Origin of the sequence: Algibacter miyuki, from assembly GCF_030409805.1 — a bacterium.
GTDB lineage: Bacteria > Bacteroidota > Bacteroidia > Flavobacteriales > Flavobacteriaceae > Algibacter > Algibacter miyuki.
The window spans coordinates 701,745-721,944 of sequence record NZ_JAUFQP010000007.1; the positions used below are offsets into that span (position 1 = coordinate 701,745).

Below are 20,200 nucleotides of genomic sequence, written 5' to 3' on the forward strand. Positions count from 1 at the left end.
GCTTATTTCAGTTAATTATTTTTTTATTGTGTTGATATATAATTATTTAAGTTGTGTTATAAATAGGTTTTTATTAGTGGTTTGCATAAAAAAAGCCTTTCCGTTTAAACGAAAAGGCTTTAATAAATTTACTTAAAATATTTTACTTTTTATTATTGGAAGGGTTTACGTCTGCCATTAAGCCCGAAGGATCAATTTCAACTGTTTTTACAGCTTTTGAAGCTTCAAAGGTATAAGTAGGGTATGCCCAAGCCCAATCTTTTATTATAGTGGCTGTGGTTGGTTTTTCGCCACGCATCATTTGTAACGGAATGTAAAAATCTTCCGAAGAACCATCTACATAAGTTACTTTTAAATCTATAGGCATTGGCATTAAACCAATTCTATTTAAAGTAATGGCTTTTCCGTTAATGCTTTCTATAGCGTAATCTATAGTGTTTGTGGTTTGTCCGAAATCTGTTAAATACCAATCTAGTTCTAAACCAGAAACACGTTCAGCGGTGCGTACAATATCTAGTGGTTTAGGATGTTTAAAAGCAAAATCAGTAAAGTATTTTTTTATGGTTTTCTTTAAGTTTTCAGAACCAATAACATAACCTAACTGACTTAAAAACACGGCGCCTTTGCTGTAAGCCGCAATACTGTATGAACGGTTATAAGCATAACGATCGGAATGTGTAGTTAAGGGTTGCTCTTTACCAGAATTTGCTAAAGAAATATAACCTCTGTATGAGGATGCTATGGGGTTTTCTTTATTCTCGTTCATAACCTCGTTCATGGCCCAGTTGCTAATGTAGGTAGTAAAACCTTCGTCCATCCATTCGTGTTTCGACTCGTTAGAGGCTAATAAAAACTGAAACCAAGTGTGTGCTAACTCATGTGCGGTAACACCAACTAAACTACCATAGGTTCTATTTCCTGTAATTAGTGTGCTCATAGCGTATTCCATACCGCCATCGCCACCTTGAATTACTGAATACTGTTTGTATGGGTATTTACCAATATTTTCGCTAAAATATTGCATTAACTCCACTGTTTTTGGTTGCATTTTTTTCCAATACCCTTTATGCTCGGCATCTAACGTATTTTTATATAAAAAATGTAAAAGCGGGCCATTTGGCACTTGCATAGTATCATGAATATAATCTTTATCGGCAGCCCAAGTAAAATCGTGTACGTTTGGTGCTATAAAATGCCAAGTTAATTTATCAGTATTCGGTTTGGTAACCGTTCCTGTTTCATAACCATGACCAATTTGGTTTGGGTTTTGTAAATAGCCCGATCCGCCAACAGTATAATCTTTATCAATGGTTAATTTTACATCAAAATCTCCCCAAACACCGTGAAATTCACGTCCGATATATGGGTCGGCATGCCAACCTTCAAAATCATATTCAGCCAATTTTGGGTACCATTGCGACATAGATAATGCGACACCTTCAGCACTGTTTCTGCCTGTTCTACGTATTTGTGCAGGAACTTGCGCGTCAAAATCCATAGTAAAAGTTACTTTTTCACCAGGTTGTATAGGTTTTGCTAACGCTACTTCTAACACGGTTCCTACAGTTTCATGTTTTAAAGTTGTACCATTTTGCTTTAAGCTGTTTACTTTTATATAACCAATTTCGTTTGGTTTTAGGTTTCCAATTCGGTTTCCAACACGCGCATCTGGATCGGCAATAGTTTGCGAACGTACATCCATTTCGCTGCCAGGTTGAAAGGCATTAAAAAATAAATGATAGTACACACGATCTAAAACATCGGGTGAATTATTGGTGTAAACCAACGTTTGTTTTCCTTGGTATTGATAGGTGTTAACATCCATATCAATAGCCATTTTATAATCTACATGTTGTTGCCAATACGTGCTTGTTGCAGGAGAATTAAGTACCGGAGATGTGTTAGAATCTGTTGTTACACTTTTGGTAGTAGAACAAGACCAAAACAAGGCGATACTTAAAACTGAAATATAAATGTGTTTCATCATAATCTATTGAAAATAAAAAAAGAGGCAGTTTAAAGCCTCTTTTTAATTGTTAATTATTTCATTTTTGAGGCCATTATTAGAGCGTTATAAGCGTTGACCATTTTAGACGATTTTACTAAATCGCCAAAAGGTTTTACATTACTCGTTTCGCCACCAACAATCACTTTACTTTTTACAGCTAAGCCAGAATCCATTAAAACTTGCTTTACTTGCGCAGCACTTAATTTTGGATAGTACGAACGGATTAACGCAGCAACACCAGCAACCGCAGGTGCAGCCATAGATGTTCCTCCTTTAGTATCGTATTCGTTTTCTGGTACTGTAGAATATACTTTTGCTCCAGGAGCAAATACATCTACATTTATTTTTCCGTAGTTAGAAAATCCTGCAACAATACCCGAACCGTATTTAGGCTCTAAAGCACCAACAGTAATAAAAGTATCTGATACTTCTGGACCAACGCCAACAGCATCGTTTGGATATACATCTTTTTCATCTAAATTAATACCTTCGTTACCAGCAGCATTTACAAAAAGAACATCGTTTTTCCCGGCGTAAGCAATAGCATCACGTACCCAATCACTGTGTGGTGAGTAGTATTTACCAAAACTTCCATTTATAATAGACGCGCCATTATCTACAGCGTAACGAATAGCTAAAGCAATATCTTTATCGTATTCATCGCCATTTGGTACGGCTCTAATGCTCATAATTTCAACATTATTAGCAACACCATTTACACCTTTACCATTGTTGCGTTCTGCAGCAATAATACCAGCAACGTGTGTACCATGACTTTCGGTTTTAACAGAAGGTTTTACATTTCCGTTTCCGTAAAATTTTGTCGACATATCATCGGCATCATCACCATTTATACGGCCTTTAAAATCTTTGTTTAAGTTATAATTTAAACGATCGTTTATTTGATTTAAGCTATTCGATAATTCTTCTTTTCCTTCACTTAAAGATTCTAAGCCATTGCTATAAAAGTATTTTGCAATTTGAACTGAACGTGATAATGTTTCATCTTCGGTTTTAATACTGTTTACATCTGCTTTAGTATAGTCTGTTTTGTTTAAATGCTTAGCTAATGCGGCATCGGCATTTGAAATTTGCAATAACATTTGGTCGTAATTATTTTTATAACCCATGTATTTTTGATAATCTTCATCGTATTCTGCTTGTGCTTTTGCATAAACAGGATCGCTGGTATCACCTTTTGCTAAAATTCTAACAAATTCTAGTTGTTCATTATAGGCTTCACCTAGAAAATTCCATCCATGAATATCATCGATGTAACCATTTTTATCGTCGTCTATGCCGTTGTTTGGAATTTCTTTTTTATTGGTCCAAATAACATCATTTAAATCTTCATGGTCAATATCAATTCCAGAATCGATAACGGCAACAATAACTTTTTTTCCTTTTTTATTTTTTATGATTTCGGCATAAGCTTTATCAACACTCATTCCAGGAATGGTATCTTTTACTAAATCTAAATGTCCCCAATTGTGTTTTTCAATTTCGGTTAAATCCGAAACTTTTAAAGGAGTATTATCGATATTTTCAAGAGGTGTTGAAATAATATCGGCTGCACCGCCACAGCTAGAAATTAATAGTGCTGCAAATGCAGAACATGTGATTGCTTTTAATGTGTTCATGTTTGAAGTTTAATAATTATTTATTTGAAAATGTCTTGGGTTGAAAATGTGTTGTTAAGGCGCACGCCCTTTTCGGTGTGTTTTACCGTAATAATTTCGTTGTGAGCATCATGCTCTAAAAACAAGTAGTAATTATTATCAGCGGCTAGGTTTAGAAAGTGTTCTTTTTCGTCTAAAGTTAGCAAGGGTCTGGTATCATAACCCATTACGAAAGGTATTGGTAAATGGCCAACGGTGGGTAATAAATCGGCCATGAAGGCGATGGTTTTTCCGTTGTAATTTATTAACGGAATCATTTGTTTATCGGTGTGGCCATCGGCAAAAAAGATATCAAATCCTAAGGTTGAATTTTTAAGTAAATTGGTTTCAGGAAGTTGCGTAAATTTTAATTGTCCGCTTTCTTCAAAAGGAAGAATATTTTCTTTTAAAAAAGAAGCTTTTTCTCTATTATTTGGTTGTGTTGCCCATTGCCAATGGTCTTCGTTACTCCAATAATGTGCATTTTTGAAAACGGGTTCGTAGCCGGTTCTATCCTTATTCCATTGCACACAACCACCAGAATGATCGAAATGCAGGTGTGTTAAAAATACATCGGTAATATCATCGGGATGGAAACCGTGGGTTTTTAAAGATTTTTCTAAAGTATCGTCTCCCCAAAGGTGATAATACCCGAAAAATTTATCCGATTGTTTATTCCCCATACCGGTATCGATTAAAATAAGCCTATTGCCATCTTCAATAAGGAGGCAACGAGCCGCAATATCGATCATATTATTGGCGTCTGCTGGGTTGGTACGTTGCCATAATGATTTTGGTACCACGCCAAACATAGCGCCACCATCGAGTTTAAAATTGCCGGAATTAATAGGGTATAAGTTCATAAGAGTGTAAAATTACGGAATCTATTGTTAATCGGTAAAAACGTTAAGAATATATTAAGAAATAACGGCTTTTAAACGTTTTCCAAAATCGAATAATGCTTTTATTTCTTTCATGCCTGCCAAGCGTTGTCTACCAAAAACAAGTAGTGCAGAGCCGTTAGATTCAACGTGATAGTATGGATTGCTTTCGAAAAAGTGCGTGATATCATCATCAAAAAAGGCACTAATTTCGGTAACATTCTCTCCTAAAAGATAGAAACGATCCGAGAAATCGTCATGGTTTTCAATATCAATATCTTTCATACCAGCAAGGGCCGATACTTTTTCTAAAAAACCTTCTTTATCTAAAGTAAATTCTGGAATTTGTTTATCTAAGTTAATATAAAGCATGGTTTTTCTAATCACTTCTTTGGCTATAAATTCTCCTTCGGAAAATTCAATATCAAAAAGTTTCATCCTTTTATCCTTATGCGATAATTTATTATAAACATGATCGATGTGTTTGGTATTGAAAAATTTGAAGTTATTTAAGAATGATACCTCTTTTTCATGTTCAGCACTGTAATTATAATCATAATCGGCAGCTAAAGTTTCCATACTAGTTTGACGCCTAGTAAGGTTGTTTTTAATAATTTTTGGCACCGGAAGCATACGGCGTAAAGCGAAAGGGTGTTTAGAGTCGGTATCATGCATATCTAAACCAATAACATCAAAATGACCGCCGCGTTTTTTAAACAATTCTCGGTAATTATTCATGTTCTCCATTACGGTATGATCTACAAATTTACAGAGTGAAAAATCAACAATAATATCCTGGTTTTCGGGCACGTTATCTAGTTGCTCTTTAAGTTTGTAATAATTTAAAAAGCTACAAAAATGCTTTACACTAACGTAATAGTTATGCTGCTCTCCAGTTTCTTGATACATTAAAACATTTGGTTTTAGTAGGTTTCTAATAAACAAACTAGCACTTTTATTAATGATAATATGAATGATTAATGTGGTAATGACTCCAGAAATAATTCCTGAAATAAGTCCAATTTTTAAGGTAATAATTAAAGTGACAAAAAATATAATGAGTTGCTCTTTTCCTATAGAAAATATTTTGGTTATTACATTTGGTGAGGCCAATTTATAGCCTGTATATACCAAAATAGCCATTAAAGCGGGTAACGGAATACGTGTGAGTTGCGTACTAAAAAGCACAATAAATAAGACCAAGAAAAAGGCATGGAAAAAATTTGACGATCGGTTGGTGGCACCATTGTTAACATTTACCGAGCTTCGTGCAATTACGGTAACCACATTTAAACCGCCTAAAAAACCACTACCTATGGTGGCTAAACCTAAAGCTTTTAAATCTCGGTTAACATTGGAACGTCTTTTTTCAGGGTCCAATTTATCTACGGCTTTTATACTTAAAAGTGATTCTATACTTGCAATAAGTGTAAGCGCCAAAACGCTTGCCCAAAAAGAGAAACTCCATATACCATTAAAATTTGGTGTTGGAATTTCCGCAATAATATTTTGAATACTCGGTATGCCCGAAATCATGTATTCCTTGGCAATAGGGTTGGGCTCGTGCAAACCAATTTCGAAATAATAACTAAATGCAATGGATAAAATAACAATCCACATAGGAGCAGGAATAAGCTGTAAATATTTATTTCTAATTTTTGAATAAAAGAGCATAATAGCCAAACTTAGTACACCGGCTAAAGCGGCAAAAACAAGGCCTTTACTTTCGTAATGTAACGCATCGTTTATGGTAAATGGAATTTCTAGAAGATAATCTATGGTGTCTTCGCGCTTTATTTTATGCGCAAACATAATATGGAATTGTTTTCCTAAAATAATAAGCCCAATAGCAGCTAACATGCCTTGAATGGCGGACGATGGGAAAAAATTAGCTAAAGCACCCATGCGTAAAAACCCAAGTCCCATTAAAAGTACGCCCGAAAAGACAATGGCCATATAGGCGTCTTGCAACCCTAGCGTGGTTATGGCAACTAAAATAACACCAACTAAACCATTTCCGGGGCCTACAATGGTAACATTGCTTCCCCCTAAAATAGAAACGGTTATACCACCAATAACGGCGGCGATAATTCCTGAAATTGGCGGCGCATCACTGGCCATGGCAAGTCCTAAACCTAATGGTAGCGCAATAAGGCTAACCACAAAGCCAGAGAATATATTTTTAGGTAAGGTTTTTAAAAAATCTTTTATGTTGTTTTTTTTCTGAATCATTGTAAAATTAACACATCGGTTGGTAGTTCAGTTAAAATATGCTCAATATCATGTGGAAATAAGCGATCCCAAAACGTCATTTTGGTGGGTGCATTCATAATTAATAAATCGGCACGTGAAATTTGAGCATAATGACCGATGGAATACCCTTTTTGCCCAAAAATAGGCTGCAATTTTATGTTTCTATCAATGGTGTGTTCTTTTGGAATATGACTTATAATTTCCTTTATTCTTGAGTTTTCGCGAAGTGTAATACGTTCTTTTATAATAGTTGCACGGCGTAATGATTTATCATCGTCAACTTTTACAGTAATTTGATCTTCGTTTATTTCTTCAACAATAGTTATTTTTTTAGCGTTTAATTGGTTGGCCACGTAAAAAGCTGCCGTAATGGTGTTTTCTGTTTTCGGGTCTTTTAAACCATTAACCACAATATGTTGACAGGGCGATCTAACAACTGATGGTTTTATAAGTAATAAAATAGAACAATTGGCTTGGCGTGTAATTTTTCGAGCAATAGAACCGACGTAATATTTTAAAAAGCGTTCACGCTGTACCGCACCAAGAATAAGTAAATCTATTTTTTTTTCTTCCGAAGTAGATAAAATCACATCTACAGGGTTTCCGGTTTTAAATACAATTTCAAAGTTTAAATGGTCTTTTTCAAAGCTTGTTAGAAAATCGTGAAGTGTATTTGTTTTATCGTCAGAGGGTTCGCCGACATGAATTAAAAATAGTTTTGCATCAAAAAACACAGACAATCTAGCGGCCTCAAAAAGGTTCGCTTTTAGGTTTGGTGAAAATGCTACACCAATTCCAATACTTTTAAAAGGCTTTAAACTCACGGGTTTTGCTATTTTTTACTCAAAGTTGAAAGATAACATTTTTTAAAAACAACAAGTCGTCTGTTTTACTTAAATTAGTCTTTTTTTATAGAATATTATATATGATAGAACTAGCAGGAATAATAATTTTAGGCATTTTAGCACAATGGGTAGCATGGAAATTTAAAATTCCGGCTATTTTACCGCTTATTTTAATAGGTTTATTAGTAGGGCCTATTGCCGCCGAATTTTTAAGTGAGGATGGAAGTAAATGGATAGAACCTATATGGAATGGCACCAAAGGTTTATTTCCTGGAGAAAGTTTATTTTATTTCGTGTCTTTGGCTATTAGTGTTATTTTATTTGAGGGCGGACTGACTTTAAAATTTAGCGAAATTAAAAATGTAGGTCCTGTAATTACAAAATTAATTACCATAGGATCGGCAATTACGTTTTTTGGAGCAGCCTTGGCGGCTCATTACGTTTTCCTTTTAAGCTGGCAAATTTCATATTTATTTTCGGCATTAATTATTGTAACGGGACCAACGGTGATTACACCTATTTTAAGAAATATTCCGATGAAAAAAGATGTATCGGCCGTTTTAAAATGGGAAGGGATTTTAATAGATCCTATTGGTGCGTTAGTTGCCGTATTGGTTTTCGAATTTATAAGTGTAGATGCTGGAGGTGAGTTCACTAAAACGGCTTTAATTGAATTTGGTAAAATTGTACTTTTCGGTTTTACTTTTGGTTTTACTTTTGCTCACGCCATGAACTTTATAATTAATAGAAAGTTAGTGCCACATTATTTATTAAATGTGTTTGCTTTGGCTGCTGTACTTGGTGTTTTTGTACTGTCTGATACTTTTGCACACGAGTCTGGTTTACTTGCCGTAGTGGTTATGGGTATGGTTCTAGGGAATTCTAATTCGCCTTATTTAAAAGAATTACTGTATTTTAAAGAATCGCTAAGCGTACTATTAATTTCAATTTTATTTATTCTATTGGCGGCCAATATTAATGTGTCTGATTTAATGCTGATTTACGATTGGAAAACAGTTGGACTTTTTGCCATCATTGTTTTTGTTATTCGACCAATTGGAGTTTTTATGAGTACACAAGGGTCTTCTTTAAAATTTAATGAACGCGTATTTATAAGTTGGGTTGGTCCACGTGGAATTGTTGCTGCAGGTATTGCCTCTTTATTTGGTTTGAAATTAGCTAAAGAAGGTATTTCGGGAGCCGAATATATCACACCTTTAGTGTTTATGATTGTTTTAGGAACGGTTTTATTAAACGCCACAACAGCGCGATTATTTGCTAAAATGGTTGGGGTTTTCTTGAAAAAATCTGAAGGTATTTTAATTATTGGAGGTTCTAAAGTATCCCGATTATTAGGTCGTTATTTAGAAAAAAGTGGAAGGCATGTGGTAATTATTGATAGTAATGAACGTAACATCCAAAAGGCAAAAGAGTATGGATTGGAAGCTATGAGTGCTAATATTTATTCCGATTCGTTAATGGATAATATTGAATTGAATGATGTTGGTTATATTATGGCACTTACCGGAAATTCGGATATAAACAAGTTTGCTATTGATAAATTTAGCAAACAGTTTGGTGAAAATGGCGCGTTTAGATTGGTTACTAACGAAGAAATGCTCGATTCTGGAAACAATCCGAAAGAAGGTTTATTTAGTCATACCGACGATTTTACAAGGTTATTGGAAGTGACTCGTAAACATCCTTCTATTCAAGAAATAGCTTTAGAAGATGATGCGCATTACCAAAGTTTAATAAAAATCACCGAACAAGATGAAGATATTATTCCTTTGTTTATAAAGGATAATGAAGGAGAATTACATATTCTTTCTGCTAATAATTTATCGGTTGGAACTATCGAAAAAGGATTTCAATTGGTGTATTTAGGAAAAGTTTTCGGAATGGAGAAGGAGTAAATAAATATTTATTTAAAGCATTTTACTTACTCAAATCCATTTCTATTCTAATTTCCGTAGGGTGTAAAAGTGCTAAATATATAATGATAAGGATACCGAAAAGCACAAAATCTTTATTCAGAAATAAAATTAAAAACGCGGCACCTTCAAGTATAGCCCATCTAACTATAGATGCGGTTTGATATACGGCCATATTAGCTTCTGGTTTTAAGGTTTTATCTGCGGCTTTTAACTGCGTTTTAAACATGAAATTACTAAAGATATAAGCGATTACAGGAATAAGCACATAAACGATGTTAGATTGGCTTAAGGGCGGCATATTAAAACTTATCGTGGTAACATCTCCTACAAAAACATAAGCCATAACTAAACCTGCGCACAAAGCAAAATGTATCATTTTAATCACTTTTAACTTCTCTTCCATAGCGCTTTATATTTTTAAAAGAATATTGTTGGTAAGCAAATTTAAACATTTTTTCTACAGAGTAAAAGATGATTTCCATATGGATGATGATTGTTATTCTGAATATATCATACTTAAAACCGAAAAAATAATTGAACTGAATATTCCTTCGTATAGGCCAGGTAGTTAATGTTTAAAAAAATAAAAATAAAAAGTTTAAAGTTGAGAAAAATTAATTAGATTTATATATACATAACTTATCAAGTTGCAAAAATGATGAAACCATTATTTTTTGTTTTAAGTATTTTCTTTTTAGTGGCATGCTCAACTATTAAAACGGTAAGTTTTGATAATGTTGTTGATACCACTACAAAACCTATTGATGTTCAAATAAAACAAACCTATCAATTGGAAGATAGTGATGTTTATGCAAGTAATCAATTTGATGGCGCACGCTTGAACGGGTTTAAAAAACTAAACGATTCAACAGCTTTTGTAATAATCTCACCCGAAAACACACCTATTAACAATAGTGCTTATTACGCTTTTAATACATGGTCTAGCAAACCGAAACCTTTTTATTTTACTTTTAAATACCCAAAAGGTTACAAACATAGATACATTCCTAAACTAAAAATAGATGGAACTTGGCGCATTATTGATACTGAAAATGTTTTTCAAGAAGATTCTATAGTTACCGTAAAACTCAATTTAACCAAAACACCAATAACTGTTGCTGCTCAAGTAATAGAATCATCGAAGGATGTTAAGTCTTGGTACACAACATTAATTAAAGACAAAGAAAACGTTGTTAAATATGAGGTTTTCGGAAAATCGGCTTTAGGGAAAGATTTACCTGTGCTGAATATGGGTACAGGAAATCTAAAAGGGAAAGATGTTATTGTGCTTTTAACTAGACAGCATCCACCAGAGGTAACTGGGTATTATGCTTTTCAGAAGTTTTTGGAAACTGTTTTAAATAATTCTTCATTATCAAAAGCATTTTTAAGTAAATACCATGTTTTAGCATTTCCAATAATGAATCCTGATGGAGTCGATTTAGGGCAGTGGCGGCATAATGCAAATGGGGTAGATACCAATAGGGATTGGGCGGTTTACAATCAACCAGAAATAAAACAAGCGGTTAAATATATTCAAAAAGTTTTAAATAGGAATGATTCCAAAATCGTTTTAGGAATAGATTTTCATTCCACTTGGGAAGACGTATTTTATACAAATAAATTAAGAGAGGGCACTACATACCCTAATTTTATTTCAGATTGGTTTAAAGCTTTAGAAGCTAATATACCTAATTATAAAGTTAATGAAGCCGCCGGAAATAGTACAAAACCGGTTTCAAAAGGCTGGTTTTTATATGGCCATAATGCTGTTGGAATAACTTATGAGATAGGAGATCACACTCCAAAAGAGACTATTGCATTGATAGGGCGGGTTTCTGCCGAACAAATGATGAACATTTTAACTAACTCAAACAATTAATTTAAACAAAAACGTATGAACAAAAAATTACTTTTTTTTGTGCTTGTTTTTATGCTGTCTAGTAGTGCATGTATCTATGCTCAAAAAACAGTTACAGGTACTGTAAGCGATAACAATGGGTTGCCTTTGCCTGGCGTCAACCTGGTAATTAAAGGTACTGTTAATGGAGCCTCAACAGATTTTGACGGAAATTATAGTATAAGTACCCAAACAGTAACCGATGTATTGGTAATTAGTTATGTGGGCTATAAAACACAGGAAATATCAGTGGGCAATCAATCCGTGATTAATGTCGCTTTACAAGAAGATACGGAAGCATTGTCTGAAGTAGTGATTACAGCACAAGGTATTAAAAAATCTAAAAAAGCCTTAGGTTACGCGATTACCACTTTAGATAGTGAAGATGTAGAACAACGTCCAGAAGCAGATTTAGCAAGAACACTACAAGGTAAAATTGCGGGTGTTAATATTTCTGCTGTAAATGGAGAAACCGGCGGAGGTACTAGTATTAGAATACGTTCGTCCTTATCTATTAATCAATCAAATGCACCTTTAATAGTGGTTAATGGTGTGCCTTTCTCTGGACTTATGGGGGATCTAGATGCTAATGATATTAAAAGCATGAGCGTTCTTAAAGGTTTAAACGCTTCTGTGTTATACGGTAGTGAAGGTCGAAATGGTGTGATTCTTATTGAAACTAAAAGTGGTGCCGCTGTTGTGGGAGAAAAATCGTTTAAAGCTACTGTATCAACTACCACTTATGTTAACCAAGTGGCTAACTTACCAGAGTATCAAAATAAATATGGTGCTGGGTCTGAGTTTGGTTATGTTGGTGGAAACTTAGGAAACTGGGGACCTGCATTTACAGAATTAGATGAAGTACCACATCCGTACGCTATTTATGGTGATATTTTTCCTGAATATAAGGATAAAATGATTCCTTATGAGGCTTCACCAAATAACGTAAAAGACTTTTTCAATACAGGACGAGGTACTATTACTTCTGCAAACATAAGTTCTACCCAAGAAAAAACCGCTTTTAATATGTCTGTAGGGTATACCGATGAACAAGGTATTATTGGTAATAATGATTTAAAACGTTTTAACTTAGGTATTGGAGGGCAAATTAAATTAACAGATAATTTCAATGTGTCAGCAACCTTAAATTATTCTACCAGAAAGGTAAATAGGTTACAAGCAGATGAAATTTTTAATTTATTAACATTCATTCCTAGAGATCTTGATTTAATAAACTTGCCGTATCAACACCCACAAACAGGAGCTTCTATTTATTATAGATCTAGTGAAAATCCTTTATGGGTTATGAATAACACAGGCTTGTATGATGATGTGGTTCGTGTATTTGGTACTATAAATGCTAAATATAATTTTACTGATAAATTAAGTTTATCATACCGCGCTGGTGTTGATAACGATTCACAAGATGAATTTGATTATTCTAACAAGGGTGGATTTGGAGATAATGAATTCGGGTTTCTTGATTTAGATTATGATAAAGCCGTTACCGTAGATCAAAGCATTATTTTAGCCTTAAACAATCTTAAAATAGGAGAACATATTGGGTTAGATTCACAAATAGGTATCAATTCAAAATTTTTAAAAGGAAAATCTCACAGTTCTAATTCTTCTGATCAGATTGTGTTTGGCTTTCAAAATCCTAGAAATTATAGAACCACTCAAGCATCATATTCTGATTATAACGAAAATTTAGCAGGTGCTTTTGGTCAATTCGAATTTAGTTATGATAGTTTTTTCTATTTAACGTTATCTGGAAGAAACGACTGGGGATCTACCGTAGAAAAAGAAAACCAATCATTATTTTATCCAGGGGCTTCTTTTTCATTCATTCCTACTTCTGCATTTAATTTAAATTCAAAAGTCTTAAATTATTTAAAACTAAGAGGTGCTTATGGTACGTCTTCTGGATTTCCGTCAAGATTTAAAACAAGACAAACTTTGGATACAAACCCAAGACGTTTTGTAGATGCAAATGGACAAGTGTTAGTTACAAATAGTTCTGATGATGAATATGCAAACCCAGACTTAAGTCCGGAGTTACACCGAGAATTTGAGCTAGGTATAGAAGCGAGATTGTTTAATAATAGAGTTAATTTAGAAGCATCTGCTTTTAAACGTATTTCTGAAGATCAGATTTTAGAAGCAAGTCTAGCTCCGGAAACGGGTTATACTTCAACAACTATTAATGCTGGTAGAATTGATACTAAAGGTTTAGAAATTGATTTAGGAATCGATGTGATTAAAACAAATAATTTCAATTGGAATTTCAGAAACCTTTTTACAGCTTATGAATCTTTAGTTGTTTCACTTCCGCAAAGCGAACTTGAATTAAGTATAAATGGAGAAGGTAGAGGTCGTTTTGCTATTGAAGGACAACCTTTTGGTGTAATGAAAGGAAGCTACGCACTTAGAGATGATGAAGGTAATTTTTTAATAAATCCAGATATTGGCGAACTTTATATTAGTAGTGAGCAAGGAAAGGAAGATATTATCATAGGTGATCCAACACCAGATTGGACACTAACAACCATTAATAGCTTTAGTTATAAAAACTTCAACTTATCGGCGCAATTTGAATATACTCATGGTGGTGATATTCTTGGTTTAGGCGTTCAAGATTTATTAGAAAGAGGAGTTACTAGAGATACAGAAAATAGAGAAGGTTCTTTTATAGTACCTGGTGTTTATGGCGATCCTGTTACAGGCACAGCTTTGTTAGATGTAAATGGTGATAAAATTCCAAATACTATACAGCAAAACGCGCAAAGAACCGTGTTTTCAAATTATTATAATGCAGATGAATTAAGTGTTTTTGATGGGTCTGTACTGAGATTACGTGAAATAGCATTGGGCTATACTTTTCATAAGGCAACAAATTCAAAAATACCTTTTGAAACGATGACGCTTACTTTAAGTGGAAGAAATTTATGGTTTAATGCACCAGATTTTCCTAAGTATTCAAACTACGATCCAGAAAACGACAACGGTTTAGGAGATCAAACCGTTCCAACTACAAAAAGGTTTGCATTAGGCTTTGCTGTTACTTTTTAATTCATATATAAAATTTATAAAAATGACTAAGAAAATATTTTTATTTACAAGTATCGTATTAAGCATATTATGTGTTTCATGCGAGCTGAAAGACTTTGACTTTCAGGACGACCCAAGTCAATTAACCCCTGAAGATGTAAGTCCTGATTTTTTACTAAACGAAGTGCAATATCAGTTTCAACTCATTATGAGAGAACATGTAAGAAATACGGACGATATTATGCGTTATGAAGCCATGACAGATTCTTACTCAGATGTCGTTTCAGATGATGTGCTAAATTTAGAATGGTCCTCGTTATATAGCATGAGAATTAATGATAAAATTCTTCAAGAATTAGCAGCAAGCAATGAAGATTTAAAATTTCATAGTGCCATGTCCAAACTATTAACGGGTTATGCAACAGCAACTATGGTAGATTATGTTGGTGATATTCCTTTTTCTGAAGCGCTTCAAGGCTTAAGTAGTCCAAATCCTAAAACGGATGATAGTGTTGTTATTTATGATAGTGTGTTGATGGATATTGATGATGCTATAGCAGATTTGAATGTAGCGACTGTTAAACCTTTCACCGATTTATATTTTAAAGGTGACACCCAAAAGTGGATTAATTTTGCACGTTCGTTAAAACTGAAAATGTTACTTCAAACACGTTTGGTTAATGCAAATTTTTCAAGCGTTCCAAATATAGTTAACGAAATAAATAATTTAATAGCTAGTGGCGTAACGACAACAGGAGCGGGCGATTTTCAATTTAGTTATTCTACAGAGATATCGCCTGATGGCAGACATTTTTATTTTGAAAGAGGTTATTCAACAAACGGGATGTTCGAATATATAAGTAATTATTTTATGTATATGCTTAAAGATTCGAAGGACGAACCAGACCCAAGATTACGTTACTATGTTTACAGACAGTCTGATACAGACCCTGTGGCTACGGGTTTTATAATCTGTACTGGAAATCCAGATTATGATTATTGCTACGTAGGCGATTTGTATTCAGGAATAGACCATGGAGATGAAAGAACAGGCCGTGCCGACCGCTTTTTAAGAACTATTTACGGCTTATATCCTGGTGGTGGTGCTTTTGATGCCGATAACTTTGTAACGGCTGTAGAATCGCCAAATTTAGGTGGCGCAGGTATTTTACCACTATTGTCAGCGTCATACGTTAAGTTTCTAATGGCCGAATCTGCTTTAACATTAGGAACCACTGGAGATCCAGCTGTTTTATTGGAAGAAGGTATTAGGTTATCTATGGACAAGGTTTTAAATTTTTCACCTGTTGATCCTGCTTTTGCAGCCACAACTACAGATGTAGATAATTATGTTGCTGAGGTTATGGCATCTTATGCAAATGCTGCTTCAGATGCTGAAAAACTGGATATTATTATTACTGAATCTTATTTAGCAGGATTTGGAAATTCTATAGCAGCTTATAACGCATATAGAAGAACAGGATACCCTTCTAATATACAGGAGCCTGTTGATAATGTAAGCATTCCATTCCCAAGAACTTTTCTGTATCCAAAGGAAGCTATAAATGCCAATACCTCATTGAACCAAAAAACAACGACAGTAAAAGTGTTTTGGGATAACAATCCAGATGGTTTTATCAAATAATAACTAAAAAAAATAATTATGAAACATATATATAAATGGTTTTTTTGTGTCTTACTTTTCGGCTGTTCTACCAATGACAATAATTTGTTGGAAGATCATTCTTACCGAGGAGGTTATATAGAATTTCAAGAAGTTCCAACAGTATTTAATTACGATTTTTTAAAGATTGATAGTTTTAATATAGAATCTAAATTAATTGATGCCAATAATAATGCAACAAAGTATTCATTAGCTTTAATACATGAAGACAATGAAGTGTTAGATTTTGTAGTATTCAATGCTTTTCCAGCAAATTTGTCAATTGATTTCCCAACCATTCTTAATGCGCTTGGACTTACTATGGCAGATGTAGATGAAACAGATGAGTTTCGTTTTGTAGCTACGGTAACAACACCAGATGGCATATATTCAGGTGAAGTACCAGATTTTAATTCTACTACAAATGAAAATGAAGGCGGTAATACGGTGCCCAGATTATTAATTAATACCACAAAACAAGCCATGGATTTTACTGTACGCTTTTTTGTTCCACCTCCAAAAAAATTAAGAGGAACTTCGTTTGAGGAACCTGAAACTAATGATGCTAACTATACAAGACCTGCAGCAGTTCAAGATGTAGATGGTGAATTGTTAAATAACACTGGAGAGCGTCCAGTGATGTATGTTGCCAAAGGAACTGGTGTCGATGATGAAATAGGGTTTAGAACTTTTTTTACAAGTACAGGTAATGGTGCTGGCGACAATGGTTTTGTGTCAGAACCAATAGGCGTTACAACATCAACAACTCAAGTTGGATCGTATCCTGATGGTGTTCAAGGCTATCAAATTGAGGATGCCGATGGTCTAATTAAACTGGTGTTTGATAAAGTTGTTATAGATCCTGGTGTAAACCCTTCTACAGGTGTGCAAATAAAATATTTTCTTGCAGATACCTCTTGGGAAACTATCGATTTTCTACATATTTATGTTGAAATTGAAAAGGCTGGAGGTGTTATAGAAGTTAGAGATTTAGTGGATTTACGTGCGGACGCTATGGAAGATTTTATGGGTAGATGGAATACTGTTGGTACCAATTTCTTGCAAAATGTGGTGTCGTATACGTTAACTATCGATGCTGAAGCTAATCAACCAACTGAACGATTCTTTTTTGATGAAATGTTAGTTTTTGTACCAGAAGAATAATTTAATAGAAACGATATATTTTAAACTTAAAACTAGTTTTTATACTAACCTGCGAGGTGCTTTACACTTTGCAGGTTTTTTTTGTTTGTAGGCTATTTTTAACATTATTCCCTTGCATTGATACCGTCTAAAAAAGCACGTCTGTCTTATCTCGATATATAAAATTTGAGGTTATCAATATTCTAAGAACAAGGAAAAGATGATTGAACCTAAACTTAGAAACAGGTAATACTATGGCGGATAGTTGCAAAAGCGATAGTAGTGGTTAGCTTTTGGCGAGGCGCGCATCGAGCCAAAACTAGTAACGGATAGCGCGGTGGCTTGCCATTTGCTAAAAAAAAGAAAACCCTTAAAAGTATAGACTTAAAAGGGTTTTTTATATGAAATAATTTATTGTGTATTAACCTTTAATTTGAAGGTTAGTAAATTCTTTAGTAACAACTAAGGTATTGTTTTCGAATTGCACGTCTTTTAAATCAACATACTCATTATCTACTTTTATAGATTTTACTTCGAAAGGTAAACCGTATAAATTAATTTTAAAAGTATCATAAGTGGTAATGTATTGACCTCTTTTATGAATTCTGATAATTAATTTATCTTCAGTTCCAGCTAAGTTAAATTTCTTTAGGCTGTAACGTCCTTTAGTGTAATCGTAACCATCATCAGCATCTTCATAAAGTTCAGAATCTTCTTTTCCTGCTTTATAGTAAACATCTAAATTTAATTGATCAATAACCTTTTCACCAACATATTGTTGTATTGGGTATCTTGGCACAACAGCTCCGGCTTTTACAAAAATTGGCATGCTATCTAAATCGGCATCAACCCACATTTCTTTTCCACCAACAACCATGTTTTTAGACCAGAAGTTGTACCATTCGCCTCTTGGAATGTACATGCGGCGGCCTTTGGCATTAGGTTCGTTTATTGGGCAAACTAAAATTTGGTTACCAAAAATAAATTCGTCTGTTCTGTAATGTGTTTGTGCATCATCTTGATCGAATAAAACTAACGATTTTAACATCGGTACATTATCTTCCGAATATTGGTAGAATGATGTGTATAAGTATGGTAATAATTGATATCTAATTTCAATAAACTTACGAACAACATCGATAATTTCTTCATCGAAAGCCCATGGCTCTTGATCGCCATGATCTCCAGAAGAGTGTGTTCTACAGAATGGGTGGAATACCCCTAATTGAATCCAACGTGCGTATAATTCGCCATTTGGTTGTTCTGCAAAGCCACCAATATCCGATCCTGCAAACGAGAATCCTGATAAAGCTAAGCGTTGCGCTTGTATGTTTGCTATTTGTAAATGTTCCCAAGAAGCGACATTATCACCCATCCAAGTTGAGGTATAACGTTGCGTTCCAGAATATGCCGAACGTGTAATTACAAACGGACGTTTTGGGTAATTATAGCGTTTTAAACCATGGTATGTGGCTCTGGCCATTTGCATACCGTAAATGTTGTGTGCTTTGTTGTGGCTACAAGGGTTGCCGTCGTAATCGTGACGTACATCTGGCGGAAATGTTTTTCCTGGTACATCCATTACAGCAGGCTCATTCATGTCGTTCCACACACCTTTAACACCTATTTCTTCTACTAATTCTTTAAATAAACCAGCCCACCATTCGCGAACTTCTGGTCTGGTAAAATCTGGGAAATAACACTCACCTGGCCAAACTTTTCCTTTCATGTAAGGGCCATCGGCACGTTTACAGAAGTAGTCTTTTTCTAAACCTTCTCTAAATACGCTGTATTCGTTATCTATTTTAATACCTGGATCTATAATAACTACGGTTTTAAAACCATCATCGGCAAGTTCTTTTACCATACGTTTTGGATTCGGGAAATACTCGTCGCTCCAAGTAAAACAACGGAAACCTTCCATATAATCGATGTCTAAATAAATGGCATCACATGGTATTTGGAGTTCTCTAAATTTAGAGGTAATTTCTTTTACGTTAGATTCTGGGTAGTAACTCCATTTACATTGGTGATACCCTAGAGCCCATAATGGTGGTAATTCTGGAGTTCCTGTTAAATCTGTATAACTGGTTACAACGTCTTGCATTTTAGGACCGTAAATGAAATAATAATTCATTTCGCCACCTTGTGCCCAGAAACTCGTTACATTTCTACGTTCACTACAAAAATCGAAGTATGTTCTAAAAGTATTATCAAAGAAAATTCCATAAGATTTACCATTGTGTAAACCGGTATAAAACGGAATTGCTTTATAAATCGGGTCGGTGTCTTTTCCGAAGGCATAAGAATCGGTTGCCCAGTTTTCAAAACGACGTCCTTTTAAGTTTAAATGTTGCGGTTTATCACCTAAACCGTAATAGCTTTCACCGTTTTGCGCGGCTTTACTCATTTTAACAATATCACCTCCTAGTTCGTAACTTTCCTCCCAGTGAAAACCTAATTCATCTTCACAAATAATCGTTTTATCCACAGCATCATATAAAGAAACTCTTAAATCCGATTTGTGAATATGGCAAATTAATTTTGACGTAGTAACAACGTATTTTTCATCGTCGTCATTAATTTCTAAATGGTTGTAACCTCTACTTGCGTCTTCGTTTATAGCATAAGAAAAATCTCTTTCAAATTTACCAACAGTGGTGTAAGTAAATCGAAGCATACTATCGCGAAGTACAGTTAATTTAAGAATTACATTATTTGAAGTGGAAAAATGTAGTACGTCTACATCTTTTTTATAACTTGTTATGTTTGAGGGAAATAAATTCCCTTTGTATTCCAATTCCGTATTTAATATCATAAGGAGGGTATTAAAAATTAAGTAACAAATTTACTGAATTTTA

12 protein-coding genes are annotated in these 20,200 nt (G+C 34.3%); 5 read left to right on the forward strand and 7 right to left on the reverse strand.

The features are described 5' to 3' along the window. Window positions 1-142: 142 nt before the first annotated feature. The 5 genes from QWY92_RS06070 to QWY92_RS06090 are packed head-to-tail and all read right to left on the reverse strand — an operon-like array spanning window position 143 to window position 7,624. Entirely contained in the window at window positions 143-1,984 is a 1,842-nt protein-coding gene (locus QWY92_RS06070; protein ID WP_290269997.1) for a M1 family metallopeptidase, read from the reverse strand. A 56-nt stretch (window positions 1,985-2,040) separates the two neighbouring features. Continuing rightward, complete coding sequence (locus QWY92_RS06075; protein ID WP_290269352.1) at window positions 2,041-3,648, reverse strand: S8 family peptidase; 1,608 nt, start codon at window positions 3,646-3,648, stop codon at window positions 2,041-2,043. 20 nt (window positions 3,649-3,668) lie between these two features. Beyond that, on the reverse strand, window positions 3,669-4,529 hold the full coding sequence (locus QWY92_RS06080) for an MBL fold metallo-hydrolase (RefSeq protein ID WP_290269354.1): 861 nt from the start codon (window positions 4,527-4,529) through the stop codon (window positions 3,669-3,671). 54 nt (window positions 4,530-4,583) lie between these two features. Next, entirely contained in the window at window positions 4,584-6,779 is a 2,196-nt protein-coding gene (locus tag QWY92_RS06085) for a SulP family inorganic anion transporter (RefSeq protein ID WP_290269356.1), read from the reverse strand. Beyond that, on the reverse strand, window positions 6,776-7,624 hold the full coding sequence (locus QWY92_RS06090) for a universal stress protein (protein WP_290269358.1): 849 nt from the start codon (window positions 7,622-7,624) through the stop codon (window positions 6,776-6,778). Before QWY92_RS06090 ends, QWY92_RS06085 begins: the two co-directional genes overlap by 4 nt. A 101-nt stretch (window positions 7,625-7,725) precedes the next feature. Between QWY92_RS06090 and QWY92_RS06095 the strand changes: the two genes are divergently transcribed. Next, a complete protein-coding gene (locus tag QWY92_RS06095) occupies window positions 7,726-9,561 on the forward strand; it encodes a cation:proton antiporter (protein ID WP_290269361.1) in 1,836 nt (611 codons plus the stop codon). Between the two features lie 22 nt (window positions 9,562-9,583). On the opposite strand, the gene QWY92_RS06100 is transcribed toward QWY92_RS06095, so the two are convergent. Next, window positions 9,584-9,985 carry an MFS transporter gene (locus QWY92_RS06100; RefSeq protein WP_290269363.1) on the reverse strand — a complete coding sequence of 134 codons (402 nt, stop codon included), beginning with the start codon at window positions 9,983-9,985 and terminating at the stop codon, window positions 9,584-9,586. A gap of 252 nt (window positions 9,986-10,237) precedes the next feature. Here QWY92_RS06100 and QWY92_RS06105 point away from each other — a divergent pair, with 252 nt between their 5' ends. The 4 genes from QWY92_RS06105 to QWY92_RS06120 are packed head-to-tail and all read left to right on the forward strand — an operon-like array spanning window position 10,238 to window position 17,360. Further along, window positions 10,238-11,464 (forward strand): M14 family metallopeptidase, encoded by a 1,227-nt coding sequence (locus QWY92_RS06105; RefSeq protein WP_290269365.1) that lies wholly within the window; start codon window positions 10,238-10,240, stop codon window positions 11,462-11,464. A gap of 15 nt (window positions 11,465-11,479) precedes the next feature. After that, window positions 11,480-14,554, forward strand: a complete 3,075-nt coding sequence (locus tag QWY92_RS06110) for a SusC/RagA family TonB-linked outer membrane protein (RefSeq protein ID WP_290269367.1) — start codon at window positions 11,480-11,482, stop codon at window positions 14,552-14,554. 22 nt (window positions 14,555-14,576) lie between these two features. Beyond that, window positions 14,577-16,178: a SusD/RagB family nutrient-binding outer membrane lipoprotein gene (locus QWY92_RS06115; protein WP_290269369.1), complete on the forward strand. Its 1,602-nt coding sequence runs from the start codon at window positions 14,577-14,579 to the stop codon at window positions 16,176-16,178. Window positions 16,179-16,196: 18 nt separating this feature from the next. Next, a complete protein-coding gene (locus QWY92_RS06120) occupies window positions 16,197-17,360 on the forward strand; it encodes a hypothetical protein (RefSeq protein ID WP_290269371.1) in 1,164 nt (387 codons plus the stop codon). 400 nt (window positions 17,361-17,760) lie between these two features. Here QWY92_RS06120 and QWY92_RS06125 read toward each other — a convergent pair whose 3' ends face one another. Then, the gene (locus QWY92_RS06125; protein WP_290269378.1) at window positions 17,761-20,157 is read right to left on the reverse strand and encodes a glycoside hydrolase family 31 protein; all 2,397 of its coding nucleotides are present in this window, start codon (window positions 20,155-20,157) and stop codon (window positions 17,761-17,763) included. Window positions 20,158-20,200: the final 43 nt, after the last annotated feature.